This window comes from Sphingomonas rosea, from assembly GCF_039538065.1.
In the GTDB taxonomy this organism is placed as follows: domain Bacteria; phylum Pseudomonadota; class Alphaproteobacteria; order Sphingomonadales; family Sphingomonadaceae; genus Sphingomicrobium; species Sphingomicrobium rosea.
Genome location: NZ_BAABBR010000001.1, coordinates 927,619 through 954,122 on the forward strand (window position 1 = coordinate 927,619; position 26,504 = coordinate 954,122).

Genomic DNA, 26,504 nt, shown 5'->3' on the forward strand with positions numbered 1-26,504 from the left:
GAGCGGCAAGAAGAGGCGAATTGGGGGGCGAGACTGGCTGCGCTGGTCGAATTCGAAGGCGTTGGGCTGCGTTACGGGACCGAAGCCGAGGTATTGGCCGGGCTCGACTTCCGCTTGGCGCCCGGCGGCTTTTATTTCCTGACGGGGCCGTCCGGCGCCGGCAAGACGTCATTGCTGAAGCTTTTGTACCTTGCCCAGCGCCCGACCCGTGGCCGCCTGCGCCTGTTCGGCGAAGATCTGACCGACGCCCCGCGCGAGGATCTGCCGGCCTTCCGCCGCCGGATCGGGGTGGTGTTCCAGGACTTCCGCCTGATCCGCCACCTTTCCGCATTCGACAATGTCGCGCTTCCGCTGCGGATCGCCGGGCAGAGCGACCGTGAGATCGAGGGGCCGGTGCGCGAGATGCTCGCCTGGGTGGGCCTCGCCGACCGGGCGAGCGCGCGGCCGCCGACGCTGTCGGGCGGTGAACAGCAGCGGGTCGCGATCGCCCGCGCGGTGATCGCCCGGCCGGAGCTTCTCGTCGCGGACGAACCGACCGGCAACGTCGACGCGGCCATGGCCAACCGACTCATCAACCTGTTCGAGGCGATGAACCGGCTCGGCACGACGGTCGTGGTCGCGACCCACGACATGTCGCTGATCGCGGCGGTCAAGGGCGCGCGCCTCATGCGCCTCGAGAACGGGCGGCTCGCCGATCCCACCGGCGAGCTTCGCCATCCGCCCTCGCTTTCGCGCGAGGCCGGCGCATGAGGCACTGGTTCATGCCCCCGCCGGCGATGCGCCGCCTGCTGCCCGAGCAACGTCGTCGTTCGGCTCCGTGGATCGTGGGACTGATGACCTTCGTCAGCCTGATCGTCGGCGCCGCAGGAGTCGCCGTCATCGCCGGCGTGTCGGACCTTCGCGCCGATGCCGCCAATCGCTGGTCGCTCCAGGTGACGGGTACCCCCTCGGACGCGCTCCGTGCCCAGGCGCTCTTGCGTGGCGATCCCGCCGTGGCGAGCCTGACACCCGTGCCCGAAGCCGATCTGCGGCGAACGCTGCGGCAATGGCTCGGGCCCGCGGCCGACGCCCTCGACCTCCCGCTGCCCTCGCTCGCCGACGTCACGCTACGCGACGGCGCGGCGGGTGCCGCCCTGGCGACGCGCGTCGAGAGCGTGGTGCCGTCGGCGCGACTGACCTCTTATGGCGCTGAATTGCGCCCGCTGCTCGCGACGCTGCAGGGCCTCGCCGCGCTTGCCGCGGGCCTGCTCCTCGTGCTCGCCGGCGCGCTCGCCGCAGCCGTGACTCTGGCCGCGCGCTCGAGCCTCGATACCAATCGTGCCACTCTCGAAGTGCTCCACGGGGTCGGTGCGACCGACCAGCAACTGCTCGCCATCGTCCAGCGCCGGATCGCGCTCGACGCGCTGATCGGCAGCCTCGCCGGGGCCGCCGCGGCGACCTTAATACTCCTCCTCGCCCTCATCCCCGCTCGCGGCCTCCTCGCCGGATGGTCGGGCGGCGCCGCTCTGCCGCTGGGCGGGATCGCGCTTCTCGCCCTCTTGCCGCTCGCACAGGCGCTGCTCGCCACCGCCGTCGCCCGCCGCGCGCTGCGCCAGTCGCTGGCGGGGACGCTATGATCCTCCGCCTCTCCGCCTTGGCGGTCCTGCTCTACGCGCTCGGCTTCGCGTTCTTCTCGGTCTCGCTTCCCGATCCCGCGCCGCGCGGGAAGACCGATGCGATCGTTGTTCTCACCGGCGGCAAGGGCCGGCTCGAGCGCGGAATGGCGGTGCTCGCCGACGGACAGGCGAGGCGGATGCTCGTCGCAGGCGCCGACCCCAGCGTCACCCGCGCCGATCTCGCCCGACGCCTCGGCAAGGGAAGCGGCAAGCTCCTGCGCTGCTGCGTCGACCTCGGGTCGGAATCGGTCGACACCCGCAGCAATGCCGAAGAAGCGCGCCGCTGGATGACGAAGCGCGGCTACAGCTCGCTCCGCCTCGTGACGAGCGACTGGCACATGCACCGCGCGGCCTATGAATTCCGGCAGGACCTGCCCGAAGCGCGGATCGTGATCGACGCGGTGCAGACCCGGCCGAGCCTGTTCATCCTGTTCGCCGAATATAACAAGTATCTGCTCCGGCGCGCCGCGCTGTGGCTCGATCTCTAGGGAGCTCGTTTCCGTGTCCGCGCTGCGTTCGCTGCTTTATTTCCTGATCTTCTATCCCGGCACGGTGGTCTACTGCCTCGCCACGCTCGCCGTCGCGCCCTTCGGCAGCGGCCCGATCCGGCGGGTGATTCACGGCTGGGCGGATTTCCATCACTTCCTCGTCACCCGGCTGCTCCGGATCCGCTTCAACTTCGAAGGGGAGGTGCCGCCCGGACCCTATCTGGTCGCGGTCAAGCACCAGGCGATGGTCGAGACGATCGAGGTCCTGCGCTTCGTCGACACGCCCGTGGTCGTGATGAAGCAGCAATATGTCAGCACGCCGCTGCTGGGGCCCGTGATGCGACACTATGGCGTCATCGGGGTCGACCGCGAGGCGGGGGCGAGTGCGCTGCGCGAAATGATGGCGCGCGGCAAGCAGGCCAAGGCCGACGGCCGTCCGGTGGTGATCTTTCCCGAAGGGACCCGCGTTCCGACCGGCGAGACGCCGCCGCTTCGCCCCGGGTTCGCTGGTCTGTACCGGGCGCTCGGCCTGCCGGTCGTGCCCGTCGCGCACGACAGCGGCCGGCTCTGGCCGAAGGGCTTCGTCAAGCGCCCGGGGGTCATCAACCTGCGCGTCGGCGAGATCATTCCCGCCGGCCTCAAGCGTGACGAGATCGAAGCGCGCGTCCACGCCGCGATCAACGACCTCAGGATCTAGCTCCGCAGCGTCGCGCCCAGCTTGGCCGCGGCCGCAACGACCTTCTCCGACACAGCCAGCAGGTCAGCCTCGGTGAGTGTCCGCTCGAGCGGCTGGAGCACCACTTCCAGCGCGAGGCTGAGGTCGCCGCCGTCGGGCTGGTAGCGATCGAACAGACGCACGTCGGCAATGAGGCCCTTGTCGGCGCCGCGCACGGCCCGCACGAGGTCGCCCGCCGCGATCGTGTCGGGGAGGACGAAAGCGAAGTCGCGGGTTACCGGCTGAAGCGTCGGTGGGCTGAAAGCGCTGCGGGCCCGGCCCTTGTCTCGCGCGGCCGGAATGGCGTCGAGGAAGATCTCGGCGACCTGCGTCGTCAGCGGCAGGTCGAAGGCCTTGGCCAATGTCGGATGCAGCTCGCCGAAGCGTGCCAGCTCCGCCTTGCCGAGCCGGAAGGCGGCCGAGCGTCCGGGATGATAACTGTCACCGGCACCCGCCGAGAGCTGGAGGTTGGCGACCGGTGCGCCGGCCTCGGCGAGAAGGTCGGAAACTGCCGCCTTGACGTCAAATGGCCCGAACGGCTCGGCCTTGCCGCTCTGCCAGTGGCGCGGCCGTGCCTGACCGGCGAGGACCAGCGCCAGCGTCGGACGTTCACCCTCCGCCAGATAACGCCGTCCGACCTCGAACAGCCGGACACTGGTGGCGCCGCGCGCGAGATTGCGCGCCGCTGCCCTGGCGAGGCCCGGCAGCAGCGAAGCGCGCATCACCTTCATGTCTTCGCTGATCGGATTGGCGAGCCGGTGCGGGGCCCCGCCAAACGCCTCCGCGTCGGTGTCCGAAATGAAGCTCCAAGTGACCGCCTCGTGCAGCCCGCGCGCCGCCGCGGCGCGGCGAGCGCGGCGCTCGAGCTTTTGCGCGGGAAGCGCGACCGCGCTGGCAACGCCCGGATCACGCGGAAGCGGAGTCGAGGGTAGGCGCTCGTAACCGGCGACGCGGGCGATTTCCTCGACAAGGTCGGCCTCGCCGTCGATGTCGGGGCGCCAGCCGGGGACGACCCAACCCTGCCCTTCCTGCCGGAAGCCAAGCGAGGTGAGGATCGCAGCCTGCTCGTCCGCGGCGACCTCGACCCCCGCGAGGCTGGCGACGCGCTCGGGGCGAAGGGTGACGATCTTCGGCGCAGTGATGTCGGACCAACGGGCGCTCGACGCCAGCGTGATCTCGCTCGCCTCGCCGCCGCAAAGGTCGACAATCATCGCCGTCGCTGCATCGATCATCGCCTCGAGGCGCGTGGGGTCGACCCCGCGCTCGAAGCGGGCGCGCGCATCGGTATTGACCTGGTGCCGCTGGCCGGTGCGGGCGATGCTGACGGGATCGAACCACGCGCATTCGAGAAGCACGTCGGTCGTCGCGTCCGAGACGCCGCTGCTCTCGCCGCCGATGACGCCGCCGAGCCCGAGTACGCCCGACTCGTCCGCGATCACGCAGTCGTCCGCGCTGACGGCATATTCCTTGTCGTTGAGCGCGAGGAAGCGCTCGCCCTCGTGGCCCCGGCGCGCGACGATCCCGCCTTGGAGCTTCGCAGCGTCATAGACGTGAAGCGGACGGGCATAAGCGAGCGAGAAGAAGTTGGTGACGTCGACCAGCGCCGAGATTGGCCGCAGCCCGACCGCGATCAGCCGCTGCTGGAGCCATGTGGGCGAGGGACCATTGCGAACGCCGCGGATCAGCCGGCCGGCGAAGGCTTCGCAGCCGCTGCCGTCCTCGACGGCGATCGCGACGGGGTTGGCGCCGCTGGCGGCGACGGGCGCGTGGCGCTGCTCGGTGAGAGACCCGATCCCGCCGGCCGCGAGGTCGCGGGCAATGCCATCGATCCCGAAGCAGTCGGGCCGGTTCGGCGTGACGGCGATGTCGAAGACCGGGTCCTCGAGCCCCGCATAGGTCGCGAAGCTCTGCCCGACCGGCGCGTCGGCCGGGAGCTCGATGATCCCGTCATGACCCTGGCCAAGCTCGAGCTCGCGTTCCGAGCACATCATGCCATTGCTCTCGACCCCGCGGATCGCGGCGACCTTCAGCGTGAAGTCGCTTCCCGGGACATAGGCGCCCGGCGGCCCGAACACGCCCTTCATGCCGGCGCGGGCATTGGGCGCACCGCACACCACCTGCATCGGCCCGTTCCCGGCATCGACCTGCAGGACCTGCAGCTTGTCGGCCTGCGGGTGGCGCTCGGCCGAGACCACCTCGGCGACTACGAAGGGCGCAAGCTTCTCGGCGGGATTGTCGACACCCTCGACCTCGAGCCCGAGCGAGGTGAGCTTGTCGGCGATCGCCTCCACCGAGGCGTCGGTGGCGAGGAAATCCTTCAGCCAGGAAAGGGTGAACTTCATGCGCCCACTCCCGCGCTCAGCGTCGGCACCGACAGTGCGTTGAAGCCATAATGCTTGAGCCAGCGCAGGTCGCCGTCGAAGAACTGCCGCAAGTCGTTCATTCCATATTTGAGCATGGCGAGGCGATCGATCCCGGTGCCGAAGGCGAAGCCCTGCCATTCATCGGGGTCGAGACCGGCGGCGGCGATCACCTTGGGATGGACCATTCCGGAGCCCAGCACTTCCATCCAGCCTTCGCTGCCGCCGACCACGCGCCGGCCGTTCTCCATCGACCAGCCCACATCGACCTCGGCCGAAGGCTCGGTGAAGGGGAAGTAGGACGGACGCAGCCGGATCGCGATGTCGTCGCGCTCGAAGAAGGCCTTGAGGAAGGTCTCGAGCGTCCACTTGAGGTGGCCCATGGTGATGTTCCGGTCGATGACCAGTCCCTCCACCTGGTGGAACATCGGGGTGTGGGTGGCGTCGCTGTCCGAGCGATAGACCCGGCCGGGCGCGATCACCCGGATCGGCGCGCCATGCTTCTGCATCGCGCGGATCTGCACCGGCGAGGTGTGGGTGCGAAGGACGCGGGTCTCGCCGCTGCCGTCGGGCTCGAGGTAGAAGGTGTCGTGCATCGCCCGCGCCGGATGGGTCTCGGGCATGTTGAGCGCGGTGAAATTATACCAGTCGCTTTCGATTTCGGGCCCTTCGGCGACCGCGAAGCCGAGATCGGCGAAGATTTCCGCCAGCTCGTCCATCACTTGGCTGACCGGGTGGATCGAGCCGCGCGGGGTCTCGGCTGCGGGAAGCGACAGGTCGACCCGCTCGGTGGCGAGCTTGCGCTCGAGCTCGGCCGTTTCGAGCGCGGTCTTGCGCGCCTCGATCGCGTCGGCGACCGCCGCCCGCTGCCCCTGGATCTCGGGGCCCCGCACCTGACGCTCCTCGGGGCTCATCTGGCCGAGCGTCTTCAGGAGCGCGGTCACCCAGCCGCTCTTGCCCAGCGCGGCGACGCGCTCGGCGTCGAGGGTCGTGAGGTCCGAGGCGGCGGCGATCCGCTGCAAGGTCGCGTCGAGGTCGTGCATGGCCGCGCCTGTAGCGGGCGCCGCTTTGCGCGTCACCCTCTCGCGCGGGTCAGGACACGAAGGGGAAGGGGGAGATGGTCTTGCGGTGCTCGTGCACCGCGAGCGGGCGGCCCGCGGGCGGCGTCGCGCGATAGGCACAGTCCAGACGCGGACAGATCGAGCAGGCTGGCCCGACCGGGGTCACCGGCGCCTTCTCGAGGTCGATGCCGGTCGCGCAATGCAGCTTGTGGGCATGTTCGATGCTGCAGCCGAGGCCGATTGCGAGGAGGCCCCCCGACAGCTCGGTCTTGATCGGCCGCTCGATCGTCCGCGCCACGGTGAAATAGCGATGGCCGTCAGGGGTCTCGATCAGCTGGGTCACCGCCTGCCCGGCGGCCTGGAAGGCGGCGTGGAGGTTCCAGCGCGGGCAGGTCCCGCCGAATCGCGAGAAGGGGAAACGCTCGCCGGCATAGCGCTTCGACACATTCCCGGCGGGATCGATCCGAAGCATGAAGAACGGAATGCCGCGCGCCCCTTGCCGGCCGAGCGTGGTGAAGCGGTGCGAAACCTGCTCGACGTTCGCCCCGAACTCGGCGCACAGCCGGTCGATCGACCAGCGATATTGCTCACAGGCCGCGAGGAACTTGCCATAGGGCATCATGATCGCGCCCGCCGCATAGTTGGCGAAGCTCATGTGGAGCAGGTGGCGCGACCCGGCATCGGGCGGACGCGCCTGGTCGACCAGCCGGGCGATGATCGGGTGAAATTCGAGCAGCGACAGCTGGTAGGCGATACCAAACGTCTTGTTCTCGGGCCGTAGCAGCGACGACAGGAGCAGCAGGCGCCGCTGCGGGTCATAGACCTGGCTCGCGCCTTCCAGTTCCTCGGGGCTGGCGACCCGCACTTCCACCCCATAGGCTTCCTTCAGCCGGCGGCGGAGCGGTTCGGCCACCGACAGCGGATCGCCGAGCGCGCCGCCCAATGTCTCGGCGCCCTCCTCGAGGTCGGGGAAGTGGTTGAAGCGCGCGCCGATGAAGTCGCGCACCCATGTTTCGGGCGTAATCAGCGCGCGCTCATTGCCTTCCGAGTCGCCGATCTCCGCCGGCGCCAGCCGCCGTTCGCGCAGCGCGGTGTAAAGGCGGCTCACGCCTTCGGCGATGCTCGGGCTGTTGTCGCTGAGGTCGAGAATCTCCTGCCGCCCGATCTGGAGGTCGGAGAACATTGGATCGGCGAAGACCTCGGCGAGCTGCTCGGCCGACCCCTGGTCGCCGCTCTCCGCCGCGAACTGCCGGATGTCGATTTCGAACGCCTCGGCCAGCTTGAGCAGGATCCCCGCCGTCACCGGCCGCTGGTTGCGCTCGAGGTGGTTGAGGTAGCTTGGGCTGATCCCGAGTTCGGCCGCCATGGCGCTTTGCTGCAGACCGCGATCGCGCCGCAGCCGCTTCAGCCTTGCGCCGAGGAAGAGCTTCTTCGCCACCCCTGTACATTGTCGCGAAATTCACAAGATGACAAGTCACGCTTTGACGTGTCAGCCTTTTTCGTCGCTCCTTTTCTTTCCGCTCGATGTTTGAACCCGCTCAGCAATCACGCGGCGGCGCTTCTTCGTGCCCCGCCCAGGAAAGCCGGGAGCAAGATCATGGGTCATCGTTACTGGGTCATCGGCGGCGAATATCGCGACTGCGCCTTCAACGAGATCGAGCCGGGCACCGAGCGGGTCAGCGGCCCCTTCGGCGACGAGCTCAAGGCGCGGATGGAATGGCAGCGCCTGACCTTCCGCGACAATTGCGCCGCCACCGAGCGCTACACCATCGCCGTCGAGCCGCGCCTCGGCCGCGCCTGATCAGATCACGACCGACGAGTTCAAGGGGTAAGGGTTTGACGTATCAATCTGCGATTTCGAGTGCCGCGCAACTGATCGGCGGCAATGGCGCTACCTGGAGCGGGATCGATGCCGAGGCAGTGGCGCGGATGCGTTTGCAGAACCGCTTCCGGTGCGGAATCGACATCGCCCGCTACACGGCCGGGATCATGCGCCGCGACATGGCGGCCTATGATGCGGATCCCGCGGCCTACACCCAGTCGCTCGGCTGCTGGCACGGCTTCATCGCGCAGCAGAAGATGATTGCGATCAAGAAGCATTTCGGCACGACCAAGGGCCGCTACCTCTACCTCTCGGGCTGGATGATCGCCGCGCTGCGCAGCGAATTCGGCCCGCTGCCCGACCAGTCGATGCACGAGAAGACGAGCGTCCCCGCGCTGATCGAGGAGATCTATACCTTCCTCCGTCAGGCCGACGCGCGCGAGCTCGGCGGCCTGTTCCGCGAGCTCGACAAGGCCCGGTCGGCCGGCAACGAGCTCGAGGAGCAGCGCCTCCTCAAGGCGATCGACAATCACGAGACCCACGTGGTTCCGATCATCGCCGACATCGACGCGGGCTTCGGCAATGCCGAGGCGACCTATCTCCTCGCCAAGAAGATGATCGAGGCAGGGGCCTGCGCGATCCAGATCGAGAACCAGGTTTCGGACGAGAAGCAGTGCGGCCACCAGGATGGCAAGGTCACCGTTCCGCACGAGGACTTCCTCGCGAAGCTCCGCGCGGTCCGCTATGCCTTCCTCGAGCTCGGCGTCGACGATGGCATCATCGTCGCGCGCACCGACAGCCTCGGCGCGGGCCTCACCAAGCAGTTCGCCGTCAGCAAGGAGCCGGGCGATCTCGGCGACCAGTATAACGCCTTCCTCGATTGCGAGGAGCTGGACGACATCAGCCAGGCCAATGGCGACGTCCTGATCAATCGCGACGGCAAGCTCATGCGGCCCAAGCGCCTGCCTTCGGGCCTCTACCAGTTCCGTCCCGGCACGGGGGAGGACCGCTGCGTCCTCGACTGCATCAGCTCGCTCCAGAACGGCGCGGACCTCATCTGGATCGAGACCGAGAAGCCGCACATCGCGCAGATCGCGGGCATGGTCGACCGGATCCGCGAAGTCGTTCCGGACGCCAAGCTCGCCTACAACAACAGCCCGTCGTTCAACTGGACGCTCAACTTCCGCCAGCAGGTGTACGATGCCTGGGGTGCGGAGGGCCGCGACCTGTCCACTTACGATCGCGCGAAGCTGATGAGTGTCGACTATGACGACACCGAACTTGGCCGCGAGGCCGACGAGCGGATCCGCACCTTCCAGCGCGACGCCGCCGCACGCGCGGGCATCTTCCATCACCTGATCACGCTGCCGACCTATCACACGGCCGCGCTGTCGACCGACAATCTCGCCCGCGAATATTTCGGTGACGCGGGCATGCTCGGCTACGTCAAGAACGTGCAGCGCGAGGAGATCCGCCAGCAGATCGCCTGCGTGAAGCACCAGAACATGTCGGGCTCCGACATCGGTGACGACCACAAGGAATATTTCGCCGGCGAGGCGGCGCTCAAGGCGGGCGGCGCCAACAATACGATGAACCAGTTCGCGGCCTGACCCCACCGCCTGGTTCACAAGCGGAGGCGGTCCGGGCTAGCGTCCGGGCCGCCTTCGCCGTTGCTCACTCCGACATCTGAGAAAGTGCCAGCGTTCATGGAAGCTTCGACCCGTTCCGCGATTCTCGTCGATCCCGTCCTTCGCGCCTTCGTCGACAACGAGGTGCTTCCGGGCCTCGGCATCGACGGCCACGAATTCTGGCACGGCGCCGAGGCCATCTTCGAGCGCTTCGCCCCGCGCAACGCCGAGCTTCTTCAGAAAAGGGACCGTCTGCAGGCCGAGATCGACGGTTTTTATAGCGAGCGGCGGGGCCAGGCGCCCGATGCCGATGCGACCGAGCGCTTTCTTCGTGACATCGGCTACCTCGTCGACGAGCCCGCCCCCTTCGCCATCGGCTCGACGAACATCGATCCCGAAATTGCCAACCTTGCCGGGCCGCAGCTCGTGGTCCCGATCCTCAACGCGCGCTTCCTCCTCAACGCCGCCAATGCCCGCTGGGGAAGCCTTTACGACGCGCTTTACGGCACGGATGCGATGGGGACCTTGCCGCCCACCGGTCCCTACGACCGCGAACGCGGGGCCGAAGTCGTTGCCCACGCCCGACGCTTTCTCGACGAGGCCATCCCCGGCTGGGAAGCGGCAGTCCAGGGCGGCACGTCCGAGCACCTTGTCGGCCGGCGCGAAGGCGGGCTCCTCTTCCGCCATCACGGGCTTCACATCGAACTCGGCATCGATCCCGATCATCCGATCGGCCGCGACGACCCACTCGGCCTTGCCGACGTCATTCTCGAAAGCGCGCTCAGCACGATCTGCGACCTTGAGGACAGCGTCGCGGCGGTCGATGCCGAGGACAAGGTCGCGGCCTATCGCAACTGGCTCGGCCTGATGCGCGGCGACCTTGCCGCCAGCTTCGACAAGGGCGGCAAGACCCGGACCCGCACCCTCGACGCCGATCGCGCTTGGACCGCGCCCGACGGCAGCGCCTTCACCTTGCCCGGCCGCAGCCTGCTCCTCGTCCGCAACGTCGGCCACCTCATGACCAACCCCGCGGTCCAGTTGCGCGGGAGCGAAGCGCCCGAAGGCATCCTCGACGCCATCCTGACCAGCCTGATCGCGCTCTACGACCTGCGCGGGCTCGGCCGCTTCCGAAACAGCCGGGCGGGGTCGGTCTATATCGTCAAACCCAAGATGCACGGTCCCGAGGAAGCGGCCTTCACCAACGACCTGTTCGATGCGGTCGAGGATTTGCTCGGCATGGCCCGCAACACGCTCAAGGTCGGGGTGATGGACGAGGAGCGCCGGACCTCGGCCAATCTCGCCGCGACCATCCATGCGGTCCGCGACCGGATCTTCTTCATCAATACCGGATTCCTCGACCGTACCGGCGACGAAATCCACACCGCGATGCAGGCCGGCCCGATGGTTCGCAAGGCGGGCATGAAGGAGAGCGCCTGGATCAAGGCCTATGAAGCGCGCAACGTCGCCATCGGGCTCGCCTGCGGGCTGGGCGGAAAGGCACAGATCGGCAAGGGCATGTGGGCCGCGCCCGACCGGATGGCCGACATGATCGCGCAGAAGATCGGCCACCCCCAATCGGGCGCCAACACCGCCTGGGTGCCGAGCCCGACCGCCGCTACGCTGCACGCGATGCACTACCACCAGCTCGACGTCTTCGCCCGCCAGGCGGAACTCGCCGATGGCGCAATCCCGCCCCTCTCCGATCTCCTGACCGTGCCGCTGTCGCCCGGCACGAACTGGTCGGAAGAAGAGGTGCGCCAGGAGCTCGACAACAATTGCCAGGGCATCCTTGGCTATGTCGTGCGCTGGGTCGACCAGGGCGTCGGCTGCTCCAAGGTCCCCGACATCCACGACATTGGCATGATGGAGGACCGCGCGACGCTTCGCATCAGTTCGCAGCACATCGCCAACTGGCTGCTCCACGGCGTCTGCAGGCCCGCCGAGGTCGAGGCCGCGCTTCGGCGCATGGCTGCGAAGGTCGACGCGCAGAATGCGGGCGACCCCCTTTATCGGCCGATGGCGCCAGATCCCGAGGGAAGCATCGCCTTCCAGGCCGCCCGCGCCCTCGTCTTCGAGGGTCTCGAACAGCCCAACGGCTATACCGAGCCGCTCCTCCACCGCTTCCGCCAGCGGGTGAAGGCCGCCGCGTGAGTTGGCCAGCGCTCGATCCGACGCGCGACGCCGGCACCTGGCGGCACCTTCATCTCGCCAGCCAGATGCTCGGCAAGCTCCGGATCGCGCATGCCGACTGGGTCAACCACGGTTGGCACGCCGCGCTGCAGCCAAGCGCCAACGGCCTCGCCACGGCTCCGATCGCGGCGGGTAAGCGTCGTTTCTCGCTGTCGATCGATCTGTGCGACCACCGCCTCCACCTCACCACCAGCGAAGGGGTGACCGATGCGATCCCGCTCGCCCAGCCGTCGATCGCAAGCCTCCACCGCGAATTTGTCGCGCTGCTCGACCGCCACCGGCTGCCGAGCAACTTCCACGGCCGCCCGAACGAGGTCGAGGATGCGCTGCCCTTCGCGGCAGACGAGCGCCCGGTCGACTATCGCCCGGAGAGCGCCGAACGCCTGCGCGATGCGCTCGCCCTCATCGTCCCGGTGTTCGAACGCTTCCGCGCGGGCTTCGCGGGCAAGGTCAGCCCGGTCCATTTCTGGTGGGGCAGCTTCGATCTCGCCGTGACCCGCTTCTCGGGCCGCCCGGCGCCGGCACATCCCGGGGGCATTCCCGGCCTGCCCGACCGGGTGACCCGCGAAGCCTATAGCCACGAGGTGTCGAGTGCTGGCTTCTGGCCCGGCGGGGTCGCGGGGGCCGACCCCATCTTCTACAGCTACGCTTATCCCTCGCCGGCGGGCTTCGCCGACGAGCCGGTGACGGCCGGCCGCTTCGACCCGTCGCTCGGCGAATTTGTGCTCCGCTACGACGAGGTGCGCCAGGCGGACGACCCCGAGGGCCTTCTCCTCGGATTTCTCCAATCGACCTATGGCGCCGTCGCGGACCTTGCAGGCTGGGACCGGTCGAGCCTGGAGCGCGACCCGGTCGCCCCCTGACCGCCCCGGCTCGTCAGCCCGCGCACACCCGGATGACCGCCTGCACCTTGCGCCCGTAGCGCTCGGCGAGGCTCGGGCCATTACCCTCGCTTAGTCCCACCACCGCCAGCGCGATGTCGTTGCAGTCGAAGCGGGCAAAGCTGAGCAGCGGGGCGAGGTCCTCCGGTCGGCCGCTCCACGGGTCGGCATTGCCGCGTGGCTGCGGAAAGTCGAACGGCTCCGTCGGGAGTCGGATCAGGAGCAGTGGATGATCGAGGGACGGTGGCTCATTGCGGCGATTGAGATCATCGAGGATCGTGCGGACGCGCTCATGAAGCGTGAGGGCGAGTTCGATGCCCGTCCACTGGAGAGAGCTGCGGAGATAGGCGTCGTAAATGGGGGCCTCGGACAGCGTGGCCCTAGCGGCGGGCAGGACGGTGGAGGCGTAGCGCAGCCGGAGCGAGGCCGCGCTGATCGAGCCCTTCGCCATCAGATCCGCCGGCTGCTCGACCGGCCTCGCCAGCGGCGCCGTCCAGTCCGTCGCGAATCCCCATTCGAAGATCGAATGTGCGTCCGACAGTCCGCGATGGCCGCCCGCGACGAGGAAGAGGGAGAGGCGCGTGGTGGCGAGGGCCGCCTCGACGTCTTGATCCTCGATCACCGGCGGACGAGCCCGGAAACGCGCAAACAGAACCATGGGCCCGTCTAGCACCAAAGGGCGGCCGAAATGAAAAGGGCGCCCCGGTTTCCCGGAGCGCCCTTGTTCGTCACCGAAGCGAAAAGCTTAGGCTGCGGCCTGCGCCGAGCGGTCGCCGTCGTTCGGAAGCGCCTTCTTCGCCTGCGCGATGAGCGCGGAGAAAGCCGCACCCTCGTGCATCGCCATGTCGGCGAGGACCTTGCGGTCGAGGTCGATGCCGCTGAGCTTGAGCGCGTGCATGAACTGACCGTAGGTCAGGTTCTCGGCGCGGACCGCGGCGTTGATGCGCTGGATCCAGAGAGCGCGGAAGCTCCGCTTCTTCACCTTGCGGTCGCGGTAGGCGTACTGCCCGGCCTTTTCGACCGCCTGGCGGGCGATGCGGATCGTGTTCTTGCGACGGCCATAATAGCCCTTCGCCTGTTCAAGGATGCGCTTGTGCTTGGCGCGGGTGGTTACACCCCTCTTGACGCGTGCCATCTGTCAGAACTCCTTACTTGAGACCGTAGGGGGCCCAGAGCTTCACGCGCGCCGTATCGGCGTCGGCGAGAACATCGGTGCCGCGGTTCTGGCGGATGTACTTGGCGTTGTGGCTGATCAGCCGGTGGCGCTTGCCGGCGACTCCGTGCTTCACCTTGCCAGTGGCGGTGAGCTTGAAGCGCTTCTTGACGCCGCTCTTCGTCTTGAGCTTGGGCATTTTCGTCTCCTGTGTAGCCCCCGAAGGAGCGACGTTTCTCACCTGACACGGCAGCCCTCACTGGCCGGCCGGGTGGTTTTTCCAACGATCTGGAAAGACGGGCCCCCTAGCGGGCGAGGGGGAGATTGGCAAGGGTCGCGGGCCTTGCCCGACCGGCAGGTGAAATTCCCGTCATGTTGGGCGAAGCTCCTCGGAAACCGTTTTCTCCTCTGTCCGACAAAGGAGTTCACCTATGACCAATCGCACATTAGCCGCGGCCGCGCTGGCGCTCGCCGCCTTGGCCCTTCCCGGGACCGCCGAAGCCAAGGGCTGCCTCAAGGGCGCCGCCGTCGGCGCGGTCGGCGGCCACATGGTCGGCAAGGGTCATGCGCTCGCCGGTGCGGCGGTCGGCTGCGCCGTCGCCCACCACCGCGCAAAGCACCGAGGCTAGCGACGCACCCGCAGCACCTTCCGGGTCACCAGGGGACCGTCTTTCCCTGATAGTCGAGGAAAGCGCCGCCGGCGGTGGGGCGCAGTCCCTCGATCACCTTGCGCATGCCCGCGATGCTGTCGTCGGGCGTGACCGGCGCGCTCGCCCCGCCCATCCGGGTCTGCACCCAGCCCGGATGGAGCATGGCGACCGCCAGGTCGGGATTGGCCAGCGCCAGCGTCTTCCACGCCATGTTGAGCGCGGTCTTGCTGCTCCGATAGGCAAGGAAGCCGCCGCTGTCGTTGTCGGCCAGCGAGCCCATCCGCGTGCTCACCACCACGAGCTTGCCGCCCGCCGCGCGCACCTCCGCCAGCACCGCCTTGGCGAGCAGATAGGGCGCGACGGTGTTGACCGCGAAGGTGTCGAGCCATTCCCTGGCACTCGCCGCGTCGTCGGCATCGCGCGGGCCATAGGTCCCGGCATTGGCGATGAGGAGGTCGAGCGGCCGGCCGGCCGCGAAGCGGCTCACTGCCGCGGCATCGCCCATGTCGAGTTGTCGGACCTCGGCGCCGAGCGCGGTCAGTTCCTCGGGTGCCTCGGTGCGCACGGTCGCGATCACGTCCCAGCCCGCGGCCCGATACTGCCGGACGAATTCGAGCCCGAGGCCGCGGTTCGCGCCAGTGACGAGGAGAGTGGGCATGGCTTCTTGGTTCCTTCCTGTGTGGGACATCCGCCCCAACGCACGAGCGGCCAAGCCTGTCCTTAGGGCGGGGGTTCGGGCCCGCTCGCCTCGGTGGTTGGTTTGCTATACACTGGGAACTGTCTTCGTTTTATCACGAGGGAGAACCGACATGAGTGCGGAAGAGCGTCACTACAGCGCGGAGCAGGTGACCGGAGCACGCCAGGAGGGGGTGGTACGGTGGATTTTGGGAATATCGCTCCTGCTGATCGTGGTGGCCATGTCGGTCATCTGGATCCTTCCAGCCCTCATCGACTGAGTCTCGCCCGCTTCGTCGCGGCGCAGGGCGGGGTCTATGAGCTGGCGCTGGCCGAGCTTCGGGCCGGCCAGAAGCGCACGCACTGGATGTGGTTCGTCCTGCCCCAATTGCGCGGGCTCGGCTTCAGCATCATGGCCGATCGCTATGGCCTCGAAGACCTCGACGAAGCCCGCGCCTATCTCGCGCATCCGGTCCTCGGCGCCCGCCTGCGCGAATGCGTGGAGGCCTTGCTCACCCATGCCGAAGAGCGGAAGGCGGGCGAAATCCTCGGCGTGGTCGACGGAATCAAGCTCCATTCCTGCCTGACCCTGTTCGACGTCGCCGGCGGCGGCGCCCTGTTCGGTCGGGCGCTCGACGCCTTCTTCCACGGCGAACGCGACCGCCGGACCCTGCAGCTTCTCGAGGGCTGACAAATGTTGGTCGTTGCGGGAACGAAAAGGTGAGTCGTTCTTTTGTGACCTTCGGATGAGCACGCATCCCGGGCGCCGAGGTCCAGGACCCGGCGCCCGTTCGCCATTACACGATACAGGGAACGCACCTCATGAACCGTTTCAAGCTGACCATGGTCGCCGCCGGCATCGCGGCGCTGGCCGCCTGCAACAACAACACCCCGCAGGAGCAGAAGGCCGACAACATCGAGGCCAATGCCGAGATGACCGCGGACAACCTCGAGGAAGCCGCCGATAACGCGACCACCGAGGCTCGCGAGGACGCCCTCGAGAACCAGGCCGACAAGGTCCGCGAGCAGGGCGAAGAGAAGGCTGACGCGACCCGCACCAGCGCCGACATCGACGGCAACAGCGCCGACGACACGGTCAGCGGCAACAGCGCGACCAAGTAAGTCTCAGAAGAGGGTCGTTCGCCAGCCGGCGGGCGGCCCTTTTTTGCGCCTGCGCTCCGCACCCTTGCCAGCCCCGCCCCGCGCGGCTGTAAGGTGGGCGTGACGAATACCGCCCTTCCGCTCTCTCGCCCTGCCACCTTGGTGAAGCGCGCCCTGCTCGGCTGGTTCGAGCGCGGCCGGTGGGATGTCGAAGGTGCCCTGCCGCTTCCGCCCAAGGCCGTGATCATGGGCGCGCCGCACACCAGCAACTACGACTTCCTGATCTTCCTCGGCGCGATGGAGAAACTCCGCGTCGAGGGTCGCTACATCGGCAAGGCAAGCCTGTTCCGCTGGCCGCCAATGGCCCGGTTCATGCGCGCGGTGGGCGGCATCCCGGTCGACCGCACCGTCAAGAACGACCTCGTGGCGCAGGCCGCGGCCGAATTCGGCAAGAGCGATCACATGCTCCTCGTCATTGCGCCCGAGGGCACGCGCGATCCCACGACCCAGTGGCGCATGGGCTTCTACCGGATCGCGCTTGCCGCCGGCGTGCCGATCGTCTGTGCCGGTCCCGACTACACCCGCAAGGTCGCGATCTTCAGCGAGCCGATCGTCCCCACGGGCGACATGGAGCGCGATCTTCAGCCTGCGTGGGCATTTTTCCGGACCTTGAAACCCCGCTTTCCCGACAAGGTCCTTTTCCCGGATGGTACCGGCATGGACGGGCGGCAAAGAGGGGCCTAGCCTCGCCTTCAGATCATCCTCTGCCAGGAGCCAGTCCCATGCGCCGCCGCCTGCTCGCCGCCCTTCTCGTCCTCACCTCCTGCGCGCCCGCTACCGCGGCGCTGCCGGTCGGTTCGAAGGCCCCGGACTTCACCACCCAAGGTGCGCTTAACGGACGCGAGTTCCGGCTGCACCTCGCCGAGCAGCTCAAGAGCGGCCCGCTGGTCCTCTATTTCTATCCCAAGGCCTTCACCGAGGGCTGCACGCTCGAGGCCAAGGCGTTCAGCGATGCCATGCCCCAGTTCCGCGCGGCGGGTGCGCGCGTGGTCGGGCTCAGTGCCGACGGGCTCGACAAGCTCAAGAAGTTCAGCGTCGAGGCGTGCCGCGGCCAGTTCCCCGTCGCCACCGCCTCCTCGGCGATCATCAAGGCCTACGACGTCAAGCTGCCGATCGTGCCGATGAGCAATCGCACCAGCTATGTCATCGATCAGAGCGGAAAGGTCGTGTTCGTCCACTCCGACCTCAGCTGGAAGGACCATGTCGCGCAGACCCTGGCCGCCGTTCAGGCGCTCAAGGCCAAGCGCTAAGGGTCAGCGCCGAGGCTTCGGCGCCTGGTCCTGCCCGGTGATCTCCTTGCGGACGATCCCCTGCATCTCCTGCTTCTGCCGGCCGGCGTAGCTGCGGATGTCGCTTCGGTAGAGCGCCTTGAGGAAGGCGACGTCCCACTCGGTCACTGACTGGGGGACCTCGCTTCCCATCGGCGCCGCCAGCGCCGACAGGATCGAGCCCGGCGAATCGGGGCCGAGCCGCGCCGGATCGGCCCGCGCGAACAGCCGCATCGCCGCATAGTCGGCCAGTTGCAGCGCGGTGAGGCCGGTCACCGCCTTGGGTTCGACCAGCATCGCCGAGGCGGTGAAGGTCCGGCTCGCCTGCGGCCGGATGCGATCGGACGTGTAGATTTCCGACTGGTAATAGCCGCCGTCCCCGTCGCCGATGTCCTTCTTGGCACCGAGCTGCTGGCCATTGGCGTCGACTTCGCCCTCCTGATGGAGAACGGTCGCAAAATCGGTCTTGGCGCCGCGCTCGGGCCGCTTGCCGAGGCCATTCTCCCAGGCGCCGCGGATCTTCTCGGCCAAGGCGTCGCGGTCGTCGGTGAGCACGACCCAGAGGTTGGGCTTGCACCCCGGCTTGGCGAGCGGCACCCCGACCGCGCGCCCGACGTCGCGCAGCCGCGCGGCGATCGCCTTGCCCTGCGCCGCCTCGAAGCCGAGCGCGCCGGGGCAGACGTCCGCCGAAAAGCGCACCAGCCGCTTGTTGAACCGGCCGGGCGCGAGCTGGTCGATGAAGGTCCGGATCTGCGCCTCGCGCTCGCGCTTGCCGCGCACCACGATGGCGCCGGGGTCGGTGGCCGCGGGAGCAGGCGCGGGAGCCGATTGGGCGAGCGCCGGAGCGGCCAGCGACAGCCCGGCAAATAACAGCAACGACCTCGACCCCAGACGCACGGCTCACCCCTTCATTCCCGCCGGGACCGACGGGTTGCGACGCTCCTAGCAGCGCCCGGATGAACGCGCCCCCCTTTGCTCGACCAAGCGTCGCTCCGCTTCGGCAAAGTCCCGCCCAAGTCGTTGTGCCCGCGAATTTAATTGAACCCTCGCCCGGTCCCGGACGCTGTTGGCCGACACAAACGATCCAAAAAGGGGTTCAACCGATGCGTTTCACCAAGACACTGCTCGTCGCCGCCGGCGTCACCGCCCTTGCAGCCTGTGGCAGCAACGGCAACGAGGCCAACAACATGGCCGATGCGAACATGATGACCAGCGACATGAACACCATGGACGCCAACATGATGGGCGCCGACATGAACGGCAGCATGGGCGGCACCATGAACGGCGGCACCGCGGACATGAATGGCTCGATGGGCAGCAGCGGTTCGATGAGCAACGGAGCGATGGGCAATGGCGCCATGAGCAACGGAACGATGACCGGCAACACCAGCATGGGCGCCGGCACGGGGACGGGCTTAAGCAACGGCTCGACCACCACGACCAACACCACCGGCAACAGCGCCTTCGGTACGGGCGCCGGCGTCACCCAGCAGTAAGCTCCGCCGGCAACGGTTTGCGAGGGCGTCCTCCCGGTGGGGGCGCCCTTTCTTTCGCCGCCACAAAGCGAAAATCACCGAAGGCGGTGCTTCGCTTCACCTTTTGGCAGCAGGTTGCGGCTAGAAGCGAGGCATGACCCCAGCCGCCCCCGCCTCTGCCGTCGCGGCCGACCCCTTCGCCGACCGCCGGGTTCATCCGCGGGTCGCGGTGGCGCTGCCGGCGTTCCTCGGCATCGGGGGAGAGCGGCACAAGGTGCAGATCGTCGACCTGTCGGGCGGCGGCGCCAAGCTCCACGGCGCCTTGCCGCCGGTCGCGGGGTCAAAGGTCGTCCTCGATTGCGGCGGTGCCCCGAGCGAGGCGACGGTGCGCTGGCAGGACGGGCCCTATGTCGGCGTCAGCTTCACCCGCGAGATGAGCCCGCGCGAGGTCGCGGCGCTCGCCGACCGCTCGGCCGCGCTCGTCAAACGGATGCGCGCGCAAGGCTAGGGAACGACTACGCCGCCGGACCGTTCATGTCGTACGTGCAACGATCCTGCGAGAAGTCCCATCCGCACCACCGACATCATCGTCCGCGCCTATGAACTGGCCGCGGAAACCGGAAACCTCGACGAGGTCCGCCTGAAGCTCCGGCGCGAAGGCTTCTCCAACGTCGACGCGCACCTTTCGGGCGCGCGGATCAAGGCCGACCTCAAGAAGCAGTTCGTGAAGAAGCCGGAAGCGGTGCCGGAAGTCTGACGCCCGGGGCCGACGGCCCATCCGAAGCGACGCAGAAAAGGGAACAGGCGATGGCCAAGGGCCAGGTGAAATCGAACAAGGAAGCACGCAAGCCCAAGGCGAAGAAGGAAAAGACAATCGCCGCCAACCCGTCCACCAAGGGCACCCCGAAGCGCGAGGATTGAACATGGCCGAAGCCTGGTGGAACGACACGCTGATTGCCAAGAGCGACGACATCGTCACGGTCGAGGGCAATGCCTACTTCCCGGCCGACTCGGTGACCCCGGGCGTCCTCAAGGACAGCGCCACCACGAGCTTATGCCCGTGGAAGGGCACGGCGCATTATCATTCGATCCATGCCAACGGCGCCGAGAACCGCGACGCCGTCTGGTATTATCCCGACCCCAAGCCCGCCGCGAAGGAGATCGCGGGGCGCGTCGCCTTCTGGAAGGGCGTCGAGGTCCGGGCCTGAGCCCCCGCCGGCGAACCGGCGGGGACCCATGACATCACGACGCTCTAGCGGACCTGGATCCGGACCAGCGGACGGTTGGCGCGGTAGGCGACCGGCTCGTAGCGCAGGCTGACGCTCGCGACGTCGCGGCGGTTGCCGCGCAGGTCAACCGCCCGGGTGCAGGTCCCGGCCTCGAGCACCGAGCGCGTATTCACGTCCTGGCGCCCGCCATTGGCGAAGCGGATGTCGAAGGCGCGCAGGCGCAGCGGGGCGTTCAGCGCGCAGACGCGGATCTCGCGCTGGCGGGTGAACCCGGGGAGCTGGACCACGTCGCGGTCGCGGCCGTCGACCCTTGTAGTGCCGATGGTCCGCCAATTGCCCTCGTTCCAGCGCCACTGCTGGGCGGCGGCCGGGGTGACGGCGGTGAGCGCGGCGGCGGCGCCGGCGAGGCCGAGGATCAGACGCTTGTTCATGACCATGTCTCCTTCGTTGCGGATGCCGGGCACCCTGCGCCCGTCGAACGGTCCCTCGCCTGAACGCCTCGTTGGGCGAGGGTCAGGTTTGCGGCGTCCGAGGGCGGGCGGCGAAGGGTCACGAAGGTCCAAGGGTCCGCAGGTGCGCCAGTGACCCGCCCGCGCGGGTCATGCGGAGGGCGAACCAGGGGTCGAGCGGGTCACGGCGAAGGTCCCGTACTGTGACCCCGTTGATCGCCTTGCGCGCCATGATCTCGTCCCACATCAGGGCGAACAACCCGCCCGGATCGCGCTTGCGACAGCGATAGGCGCTTTCGCGCGAGAGGCCGGCCGCCTTCGCCGCCATCGTTGCGCAGCGCGTCCGGTCGAGGGTCGCGAGAAAGAGGAACTGCCGCTGCGGCGTCCAGCGCTTGTGGAGCTTTGCGGGCGGCGGCGTGGCGGAAGAGGAGTCGCTCATCCACCAGCGTAGATCATGCGAAATCCTACTAGTGAAGGGGGAATTGTTTACGAAATTGCCGCGGAGGGCGCCGGACCCGCTGTTGCGGGTCCAGCGCGAAACTCGAACTACAATCGACGGCATTCGAGGCAGAGCGGCTTCCCGCCCGTACCTGCCCGAAGGTTCTCACGTTCGATGTTGTTTCCGGTGTTGCAGTTCGTATCGTTGTGGTGAACGTAGGCCTTCACCGAATGCCAAGCTGATCGCTTCGCCACTGTAAGCTCCATCTTTTGACTAAACGTCTATCGAAAGATACCTACGGCTGCGCGAGGCCGAGATCGTTCAAGGCCTCACGAGCCGTAGCTTACGTTATGGCCCGGGCCATGTACCACATGGCGCACCTCCTTCCTTCGGGAGAGGCAGGGCACGAACCTTCCTAGGGGCATACGTGCTCTGCTGGAGATAGGGGCGGTGGTTGATCATGGATCAGCCACCGCCTCATCAGTGGAATTTGTGTCCTCGCGAAACCGACGAAACCAAATCGAGCCATTCCGGTCGATTTTGTGCTCGGCGCGTAACCGCGAGAGTTGCGGGCTCAGACTTGTACGAACAATTTCTGGTCGGCCCCAAGCATTCCCGAAGAGATCAAGGAGTTGCTGTGCCGTCGCGCCGGAAGAAAATTGCTCCTCTAGCGCCTTAAGTACCAATGCTTTGATGGTGAGGTGGGCATAGGGCGAGGATGCACGTTGCGCCTCAAGCTCCTTGTATTGCCGCCAGACCTCGCCAGCTTCGGCACTCCTGAGCGGCGCTTCGGAATCGGTCGCGAAGAGCCGTTCTTGGAGCGGTTCGCTGCTCTGCTTTGTTACGGCGCGACGCGCGACACGGACTTCAAAGAGCTCGCGCTCCAATGGCGCAAGCTTCATGCGAAGCTGTTCGATCGCTCTGACGAGCTCCTTTTCAAGGTCGTCCAGATATGACCGAAGTTGCGCCATAGCGAAGTATGTAGTCCGACTTGCATGAGTGCGCAAGGCCATCGGAGTCCGAACAGAAAAAAGAAGACTAAGTTAGTGAGTTAACAGGATTCTTTCGAGTCGGATTGGGCGGGTTAGCGGAACGGTTTGGCTCGGTTCATGAGCTATCACATCCGCTTCAACGTCGTCCGGTTGCGCACCAGCCACGCCTCTCCCTGATCGTCGATAAAGTCGACTTCCTTGAGCGTGACCATCGTGTCGCCGGTGCGCGTCGTGGTTTCGCGGAGGCGGGCGGGGCGGTTGTCGTCGGTGGCGGTCTGCTCGGCGACCAGGGTCCAGTTCGTGGCCGAGGCGGGACCGGGCTTGAGGGCGAGGCGGGCGGTGTCGAGGCTGACGTCCTTGCCCTTGCGGAAGCTCGCGCCGGTCTCGGTGACCCCGTCCTTCGCCAGCATCGCAACGCCGGTGATGCGGACGATGCCGGTCCTGGGGCCGTCGTCGAAGTCGGCGGTGCGGATCTGCGTCACGCCGTCGCCCGCGTCGCGGATGTCGACCTTCATCGGCAGGCCGAACCAGGCGTCCGCCTGATAGTCGCGATATTCGAGCTTGCCCTCCCAGCGGCCGACCATGCTGGCGCGGGCCTCGGCGACGGTAAGGGGCGCGGCTTGCGCGAGGGCGGCGGCGGCGGCGAGGAGGAGGATCATTCGGCGTCTCCCGGACAAGGTGGGAGCGAGCCTAGGCGCGGTGGGGGCGGAGTCCAGCGCGGCTCGAGGGCCGGGTCGGGCCGGCGACCGAACGTCCCTCGACTTCGCTTGGGACCAGCGGGGTGGGCGTGTCCCGTCCTTCGACTTCGCTCAGGACGAACGAGTGCCCTCCCCGCGACTTTCGCGGCGGGGAGGGAAGCTTGTCAGTCGTGCTCGCGGTCGCCGGCGCCGATGTAGAGCTCGCGCCCGGTCTCGTTATAGACGCGGCTCATCTCGGCCATGCCGGCTTCGGCGGCCTCCCCCTCGACCGGGGCGCTGTTGAGGAGGCCGGCCTCCTGCTTGGCGGCGAAGTCGCGGACTTCCTGCGTGATCTTCATCGAGCAGAATTTCGGCCCGCACATCGAGCAGAAGTGCGCGGTCTTGGCGCCTTCGGCCGGGAGCGTCTGGTCGTGGTAGCGCTCGGCCGTGTCGGGATCGAGGCTCAGGTGGAACTGGTCGCGCCAGCGGAACTCGAAGCGGGCGCGGCTCAGCGCATCGTCGCGGACCTTGGCGGCGGGGTGGCCCTTGGCGAGGTCGGCGGCGTGGGCGGCGAGCTTGTAGGTGACCACGCCGGTCTTGACGTCGTCGCGGTCGGGGAGGCCGAGATGCTCCTTGGGCGTGACGTAGCAGAGCATCGCGGTCCCGAACCAGCCGATCATCGCGGCGCCGATGCCGCTGGTGATATGGTCGTAGCCGGGCGCGATGTCGGTGGTGAGCGGCCCGAGCGTATAGAAGGGCGCCTCGCCGCAGCTTTCCAGCTGCTTGTCCATATTCTCCTTGATCTTGTGCATCGGCACGTGGCCGGGGCCCTCGATCATCACCTGGCAGTCGTGCTCCCACGCCTTCTTGGTGAGTTCGCCCAGCGTGTACAATTCGGCGAACTGGGCTTCGTCATTGGCGTCGGCGATCGAGCCGGGGCGCAGGCCATCGCCGAGGGAAAAGGCGACGTCATAGGCCTTCATGATCTCGCAGATCTCGTCGAAGCGCTCGTAGAGGAAGCTTTCGCGGTGATGGGCGAGGCACCACTTGGCCATGATCGAGCCGCCGCGGCTGACGATCCCGGTGACGCGCTTGGCGGTCAGGGGCACGTAGGGCAGGCGGACGCCGGCGTGGATGGTGAAATAGTCGACGCCCTGCTCGGCCTGCTCGATCAGCGTGTCGCGGAAGATCTCCCAATTGAGGTCCTCGGCGATGCCGCCGACCTTTTCGAGCGCCTGGTAGATGGGGACGGTGCCGATCGGCACGGGCGAGTTGCGCAGGATCCACTCGCGCGTGTCGTGGATGTTGCGGCCGGTCGAGAGGTCCATGACCGTGTCGGCGCCCCAGCGGATCGCCCAGACCATCTTGTCGACTTCGCTCGCGACGTCGGAGGCGACGGCCGAGTTGCCGATGTTGGCGTTGATCTTGACCAGGAAGTTGCGGCCGATCGCCATCGGCTCGGTTTCGGGGTGGTTGATGTTGTTGGGGATGATCGCGCGGCCCCGCGCCACCTCGTCGCGGACGAACTCCGGGGTGACATAGTCGGGAATGGCGGCGCCGAACGATTCGCCGTCGCGCTTCAGCGCTTCCTTGGCCTGGCGGCGGCCGAGATTCTCGCGGATCGCGACATATTCCATCTCGGGGGTGATGATGCCCTTGCGGGCATAGTGCATCTGGGTGACGTTGTGGCCCGCCCTGGCGCGCAGCACCTTCTTGCGGACGTTGGGGAAGGGCGGGACGCCGCCCGAGCGGTCGGGGCCGAGCTGGCCATTGTCCTCGGGACGGACCTCGCGCTGCAGGACTTCCTCGACGTCTCCGCGGGCGCGGATCCAGGTCGACCGGAGCTCGGGGAGGCCGGCCATGATGTCCACGCGGTGCGCGTCGTCGGTGTAGGGGCCGCTGGTGTCGTAGAGCGTGACGGGGGGCTCGAGGCTGGTCGGCTCGAGCTCGACGGCGCGCATCGCGACGCGCAGGCCGTCACGGCCCTCGACGTGGATCTTCTTCGAGCCGCGGATCGGGCCGGTGGTGACCTTGAGTTCGGTGCGGGCGTTGATGTCGGCCATGCGTCATTCCTCTCCATGCGGAGGGTCGACGTAGCGGCCGGCCCTCCCTACGCCGGTGTGAGCCGGATCAGGTTCGACGGGTCGGAGGATGCAAAGCCTCCCTCTCAGCCCATGCAGGCTCCCCGGGGATGGAGGCGTCTTAGGCGCAATCGCGCCGCCGCGCAGCAAGTTTCTGGCCGTTCGCGAGCGGGACCCGATCGGCGGCGTGCCGCGTTTGGGGCGGACAACAAAGGGAGAATCAACATGCGTGCTCTGATCCTGGTCGCCGGTGCGGCGCTGTCGCTCGCGGCCTGCGGCTCGAACAAGGATGCCGTCGACAATGCCGACGCCAACCTCATGACGATCGACAACACCGGCATGGACGCCAACATGGCGACACCGATGGATGCGAACATGATGGACGCGAACATGATGGGCGGTGCCGACGGCAACGCGATGACCAACGGCTCGACCGAGGCCAACATGATGGCGAACGACATGAACACCAACGACCGCGACACGAACCTCGCCAACGGCATGTAAGGCCGCGCGGGAACAATGGTTTCGAAGAGCGCTCGCCTCGCAAGGGGGCGGGCGCTTTTTCGTGGCCTCGGCGCCATCGTCGGCGGTCATCCTTACGGCGCTGCAACCAACCTTATCGTCGCGGGTTCGGTTGGCCATGACCAAGCTCATCCTTGCCGCCGCCGCCTCGGCCCTGCTCCTCCCCGCCGCCGCCCATGCGCAGGCCTATGTCGACGAGGGCAAGCCCGACATCCGCGTGCGGATCGGGCTCGGCGGGCAGGTGAAGCCCAAGTTCATCGGCTCGGACGAGGTCGACCTCGCGCCGCTGATCCGGGTGGCCGTCGCGCGCGGCGACGCCGATTTCCGCTTCTCGGCGCCCGACGACGGCTTCGGCGTCAATCTCGTGCGGTTCGGCGATCTCGCGCTCGGCGTCGCCGGCAATCTCCAGTCGGCGCGCAAGGACAAGGATGCCGGGATCGCGATCGGCAAGGTCGACCGGACGGTCGAGCTCGGCGGCTTCGCCGACTATCAATTCTCCGACAGTTTCCGGCTCCGCGCCGAGCTGCGCAAGGGTCTCGGCGGTCACGACGGCCTCGTCGGCCAGGTCGGCGCCGACGCGATCGTCCGGCAGGGCGACCATTACACGCTGTCGGTCGGCCCGCGCCTGCTGCTGTCGGACGGCCGCTACCAGCGCGCCTATTTCGGCGTCTCGCCCGAGGCGGCGGTCCGGACCGGGCTTCCGGTCTATCGCCCGAGCTCGGGGGTGTATGGCGTCGGCCTCGTCAGCGGGCTCGCCGGCCAGATCGGCAACGGCCCTTGGGGCATCGTCGGCTATGCGCGCTACGACCGGCTGGTCGGCGATGCGGGCAAGTCGCCCTTCATCCGCGGCTACGGCTCGCGCGACCAGATCGCGGGCGGCCTCGCCCTCAGCTACACCTTCCGGGTGAAGCGCTGAGGGCGGCGCCCTCGCCT

At 67.7% G+C, this 26,504-nt stretch carries 31 protein-coding genes and 1 riboswitch; of the genes, 18 read left to right on the plus strand and 13 right to left on the minus strand.

All coding sequences use genetic code 11. The annotated features are described in order from the left end of the window. Window positions 1–33 precede the first annotated feature (33 nt). Genes ftsE through ABD693_RS04570 form a run of 4 tightly spaced genes read left to right on the plus strand, consistent with a single transcriptional unit; the run spans window position 34 to window position 2,840 of the window. On the plus strand, window positions 34–750 hold the full coding sequence (gene ftsE, locus ABD693_RS04555; RefSeq protein ID WP_344697570.1) for a cell division ATP-binding protein FtsE: 717 nt from the start codon (window positions 34–36) through the stop codon (window positions 748–750). Further along, window positions 747–1,616, plus strand: coding sequence for a cell division FtsX domain-containing protein (locus ABD693_RS04560; RefSeq protein ID WP_344695836.1), 870 nt, complete (start codon window positions 747–749; stop codon window positions 1,614–1,616). Before ftsE ends, ABD693_RS04560 begins: the two co-directional genes overlap by 4 nt. Continuing rightward, entirely contained in the window at window positions 1,613–2,143 is a 531-nt protein-coding gene (locus ABD693_RS04565; protein WP_344695837.1) for a YdcF family protein, read from the plus strand. Before ABD693_RS04560 ends, ABD693_RS04565 begins: the two co-directional genes overlap by 4 nt. Before the next feature lie 13 nt (window positions 2,144–2,156). After that, the gene (locus ABD693_RS04570; protein WP_344695838.1) at window positions 2,157–2,840 is read left to right on the plus strand and encodes a lysophospholipid acyltransferase family protein; all 684 of its coding nucleotides are present in this window, start codon (window positions 2,157–2,159) and stop codon (window positions 2,838–2,840) included. On the opposite strand, the gene pheT is transcribed toward ABD693_RS04570, so the two are convergent. Genes pheT through ABD693_RS04585 form a run of 3 tightly spaced genes read right to left on the minus strand, consistent with a single transcriptional unit; the run spans window position 2,837 to window position 7,717 of the window. Next, window positions 2,837–5,200: a phenylalanine--tRNA ligase subunit beta gene (gene pheT / locus ABD693_RS04575; RefSeq protein ID WP_344695839.1), complete on the minus strand. Its 2,364-nt coding sequence runs from the start codon at window positions 5,198–5,200 to the stop codon at window positions 2,837–2,839. The two genes, ABD693_RS04570 and pheT, sit on opposite strands and share 4 nt — an antisense overlap. Next, on the minus strand, window positions 5,197–6,261 hold the full coding sequence (pheS, locus tag ABD693_RS04580; protein ID WP_344695840.1) for a phenylalanine--tRNA ligase subunit alpha: 1,065 nt from the start codon (window positions 6,259–6,261) through the stop codon (window positions 5,197–5,199). Before pheS ends, pheT begins: the two co-directional genes overlap by 4 nt. A gap of 49 nt (window positions 6,262–6,310) precedes the next feature. Next, the gene (locus tag ABD693_RS04585; RefSeq protein WP_344695841.1) at window positions 6,311–7,717 is read right to left on the minus strand and encodes a helix-turn-helix domain-containing protein; all 1,407 of its coding nucleotides are present in this window, start codon (window positions 7,715–7,717) and stop codon (window positions 6,311–6,313) included. A gap of 159 nt (window positions 7,718–7,876) precedes the next feature. On the opposite strand from ABD693_RS04585, the gene ABD693_RS04590 reads away from it, so the two are divergent. From ABD693_RS04590 to ABD693_RS04605, 4 genes are all read left to right on the plus strand, one after another. Next, window positions 7,877–8,080 carry a DUF4170 domain-containing protein gene (locus tag ABD693_RS04590; RefSeq protein WP_344695842.1) on the plus strand — a complete coding sequence of 68 codons (204 nt, stop codon included), beginning with the start codon at window positions 7,877–7,879 and terminating at the stop codon, window positions 8,078–8,080. A gap of 35 nt (window positions 8,081–8,115) precedes the next feature. After that, complete coding sequence (locus ABD693_RS04595) at window positions 8,116–9,711, plus strand: isocitrate lyase (protein WP_344695843.1); 1,596 nt, start codon at window positions 8,116–8,118, stop codon at window positions 9,709–9,711. A 96-nt stretch (window positions 9,712–9,807) separates the two neighbouring features. Beyond that, entirely contained in the window at window positions 9,808–11,880 is a 2,073-nt protein-coding gene (locus tag ABD693_RS04600; protein ID WP_344695844.1) for a malate synthase G, read from the plus strand. After that, on the plus strand, window positions 11,877–12,782 hold the full coding sequence (locus tag ABD693_RS04605; RefSeq protein WP_344695845.1) for a DUF5996 family protein: 906 nt from the start codon (window positions 11,877–11,879) through the stop codon (window positions 12,780–12,782). The genes ABD693_RS04600 and ABD693_RS04605 overlap by 4 nt, the downstream gene beginning before the upstream one ends. Window positions 12,783–12,795: 13 nt before the next feature. Here the strand turns inward: ABD693_RS04605 and ABD693_RS04610 are convergent, their stop codons facing one another. From ABD693_RS04610 to rpmI, 3 genes are all read right to left on the minus strand, one after another. After that, entirely contained in the window at window positions 12,796–13,458 is a 663-nt protein-coding gene (locus ABD693_RS04610) for a hypothetical protein (RefSeq protein ID WP_344695846.1), read from the minus strand. Window positions 13,459–13,545: 87 nt separating this feature from the next. Further along, entirely contained in the window at window positions 13,546–13,935 is a 390-nt protein-coding gene (rplT, locus tag ABD693_RS04615) for a 50S ribosomal protein L20 (RefSeq protein WP_344695847.1), read from the minus strand. Window positions 13,936–13,948: 13 nt separating this feature from the next. Further along, on the minus strand, window positions 13,949–14,152 hold the full coding sequence (gene rpmI / locus ABD693_RS04620) for a 50S ribosomal protein L35 (RefSeq protein ID WP_344695849.1): 204 nt from the start codon (window positions 14,150–14,152) through the stop codon (window positions 13,949–13,951). 232 nt (window positions 14,153–14,384) lie between these two features. On the opposite strand from rpmI, the gene ABD693_RS04625 reads away from it, so the two are divergent. Further along, window positions 14,385–14,582 carry a hypothetical protein gene (locus tag ABD693_RS04625; RefSeq protein ID WP_344695850.1) on the plus strand — a complete coding sequence of 66 codons (198 nt, stop codon included), beginning with the start codon at window positions 14,385–14,387 and terminating at the stop codon, window positions 14,580–14,582. A 25-nt stretch (window positions 14,583–14,607) separates the two neighbouring features. On the opposite strand, the gene ABD693_RS04630 is transcribed toward ABD693_RS04625, so the two are convergent. After that, complete coding sequence (locus ABD693_RS04630) at window positions 14,608–15,261, minus strand: SDR family oxidoreductase (RefSeq protein WP_344695851.1); 654 nt, start codon at window positions 15,259–15,261, stop codon at window positions 14,608–14,610. A 219-nt stretch (window positions 15,262–15,480) separates the two neighbouring features. Here ABD693_RS04630 and ABD693_RS04635 point away from each other — a divergent pair, with 219 nt between their 5' ends. The 4 genes from ABD693_RS04635 to ABD693_RS04650 all read left to right on the plus strand — a co-directional run bounded on the left by ABD693_RS04635 (window position 15,481) and on the right by ABD693_RS04650 (window position 17,689). Then, on the plus strand, window positions 15,481–15,969 hold the full coding sequence (locus ABD693_RS04635) for a DUF1810 domain-containing protein (protein WP_344695852.1): 489 nt from the start codon (window positions 15,481–15,483) through the stop codon (window positions 15,967–15,969). 131 nt (window positions 15,970–16,100) lie between these two features. Then, complete coding sequence (locus ABD693_RS04640) at window positions 16,101–16,400, plus strand: hypothetical protein (RefSeq protein ID WP_344695853.1); 300 nt, start codon at window positions 16,101–16,103, stop codon at window positions 16,398–16,400. A gap of 99 nt (window positions 16,401–16,499) precedes the next feature. After that, window positions 16,500–17,123 (plus strand): 1-acyl-sn-glycerol-3-phosphate acyltransferase, encoded by a 624-nt coding sequence (locus tag ABD693_RS04645; protein WP_344695854.1) that lies wholly within the window; start codon window positions 16,500–16,502, stop codon window positions 17,121–17,123. Between the two features lie 38 nt (window positions 17,124–17,161). Next, window positions 17,162–17,689, plus strand: coding sequence for a peroxiredoxin (locus ABD693_RS04650; RefSeq protein WP_344695855.1), 528 nt, complete (start codon window positions 17,162–17,164; stop codon window positions 17,687–17,689). 3 nt (window positions 17,690–17,692) lie between these two features. On the opposite strand, the gene ABD693_RS04655 is transcribed toward ABD693_RS04650, so the two are convergent. Further along, window positions 17,693–18,583, minus strand: coding sequence for a hypothetical protein (locus ABD693_RS04655; RefSeq protein ID WP_344695856.1), 891 nt, complete (start codon window positions 18,581–18,583; stop codon window positions 17,693–17,695). A gap of 227 nt (window positions 18,584–18,810) precedes the next feature. Here ABD693_RS04655 and ABD693_RS04660 point away from each other — a divergent pair, with 227 nt between their 5' ends. The 3 genes from ABD693_RS04660 to ABD693_RS04670 all read left to right on the plus strand — a co-directional run bounded on the left by ABD693_RS04660 (window position 18,811) and on the right by ABD693_RS04670 (window position 20,390). Then, a complete protein-coding gene (locus ABD693_RS04660) occupies window positions 18,811–19,203 on the plus strand; it encodes a hypothetical protein (RefSeq protein ID WP_344695857.1) in 393 nt (130 codons plus the stop codon). Between the two features lie 133 nt (window positions 19,204–19,336). Then, the gene (locus ABD693_RS04665) at window positions 19,337–19,690 is read left to right on the plus strand and encodes a PilZ domain-containing protein (protein WP_344695858.1); all 354 of its coding nucleotides are present in this window, start codon (window positions 19,337–19,339) and stop codon (window positions 19,688–19,690) included. Window positions 19,691–20,105: 415 nt separating this feature from the next. Then, window positions 20,106–20,390 (plus strand): DUF427 domain-containing protein, encoded by a 285-nt coding sequence (locus tag ABD693_RS04670; protein WP_344695859.1) that lies wholly within the window; start codon window positions 20,106–20,108, stop codon window positions 20,388–20,390. A gap of 44 nt (window positions 20,391–20,434) precedes the next feature. On the opposite strand, the gene ABD693_RS04675 is transcribed toward ABD693_RS04670, so the two are convergent. From ABD693_RS04675 to thiC, 5 genes are all read right to left on the minus strand, one after another. After that, window positions 20,435–20,842: a hypothetical protein gene (locus tag ABD693_RS04675; RefSeq protein ID WP_344695860.1), complete on the minus strand. Its 408-nt coding sequence runs from the start codon at window positions 20,840–20,842 to the stop codon at window positions 20,435–20,437. A 118-nt stretch (window positions 20,843–20,960) separates the two neighbouring features. Beyond that, a complete protein-coding gene (locus tag ABD693_RS04680) occupies window positions 20,961–21,299 on the minus strand; it encodes a hypothetical protein (protein ID WP_344695861.1) in 339 nt (112 codons plus the stop codon). Window positions 21,300–21,757: 458 nt separating this feature from the next. Continuing rightward, window positions 21,758–22,270: a hypothetical protein gene (locus ABD693_RS04685; protein WP_344695862.1), complete on the minus strand. Its 513-nt coding sequence runs from the start codon at window positions 22,268–22,270 to the stop codon at window positions 21,758–21,760. Between the two features lie 146 nt (window positions 22,271–22,416). Continuing rightward, entirely contained in the window at window positions 22,417–22,950 is a 534-nt protein-coding gene (locus ABD693_RS04690) for a hypothetical protein (RefSeq protein ID WP_344695863.1), read from the minus strand. Between the two features lie 203 nt (window positions 22,951–23,153). Continuing rightward, entirely contained in the window at window positions 23,154–25,031 is a 1,878-nt protein-coding gene (gene thiC / locus ABD693_RS04695; protein ID WP_344695864.1) for a phosphomethylpyrimidine synthase ThiC, read from the minus strand. A 27-nt stretch (window positions 25,032–25,058) separates the two neighbouring features. Further along, window positions 25,059–25,166, minus strand: a riboswitch (TPP riboswitch). A 108-nt stretch (window positions 25,167–25,274) separates the two neighbouring features. On the opposite strand from thiC, the gene ABD693_RS04700 reads away from it, so the two are divergent. Together ABD693_RS04700 and ABD693_RS04705 are read left to right on the plus strand one after the other, a co-directional pair. Continuing rightward, window positions 25,275–25,553, plus strand: coding sequence for a putative periplasmic lipoprotein (locus ABD693_RS04700; RefSeq protein ID WP_344695865.1), 279 nt, complete (start codon window positions 25,275–25,277; stop codon window positions 25,551–25,553). Between the two features lie 136 nt (window positions 25,554–25,689). Further along, entirely contained in the window at window positions 25,690–26,487 is a 798-nt protein-coding gene (locus tag ABD693_RS04705) for a MipA/OmpV family protein (RefSeq protein ID WP_344695866.1), read from the plus strand. Window positions 26,488–26,504: the final 17 nt, after the last annotated feature.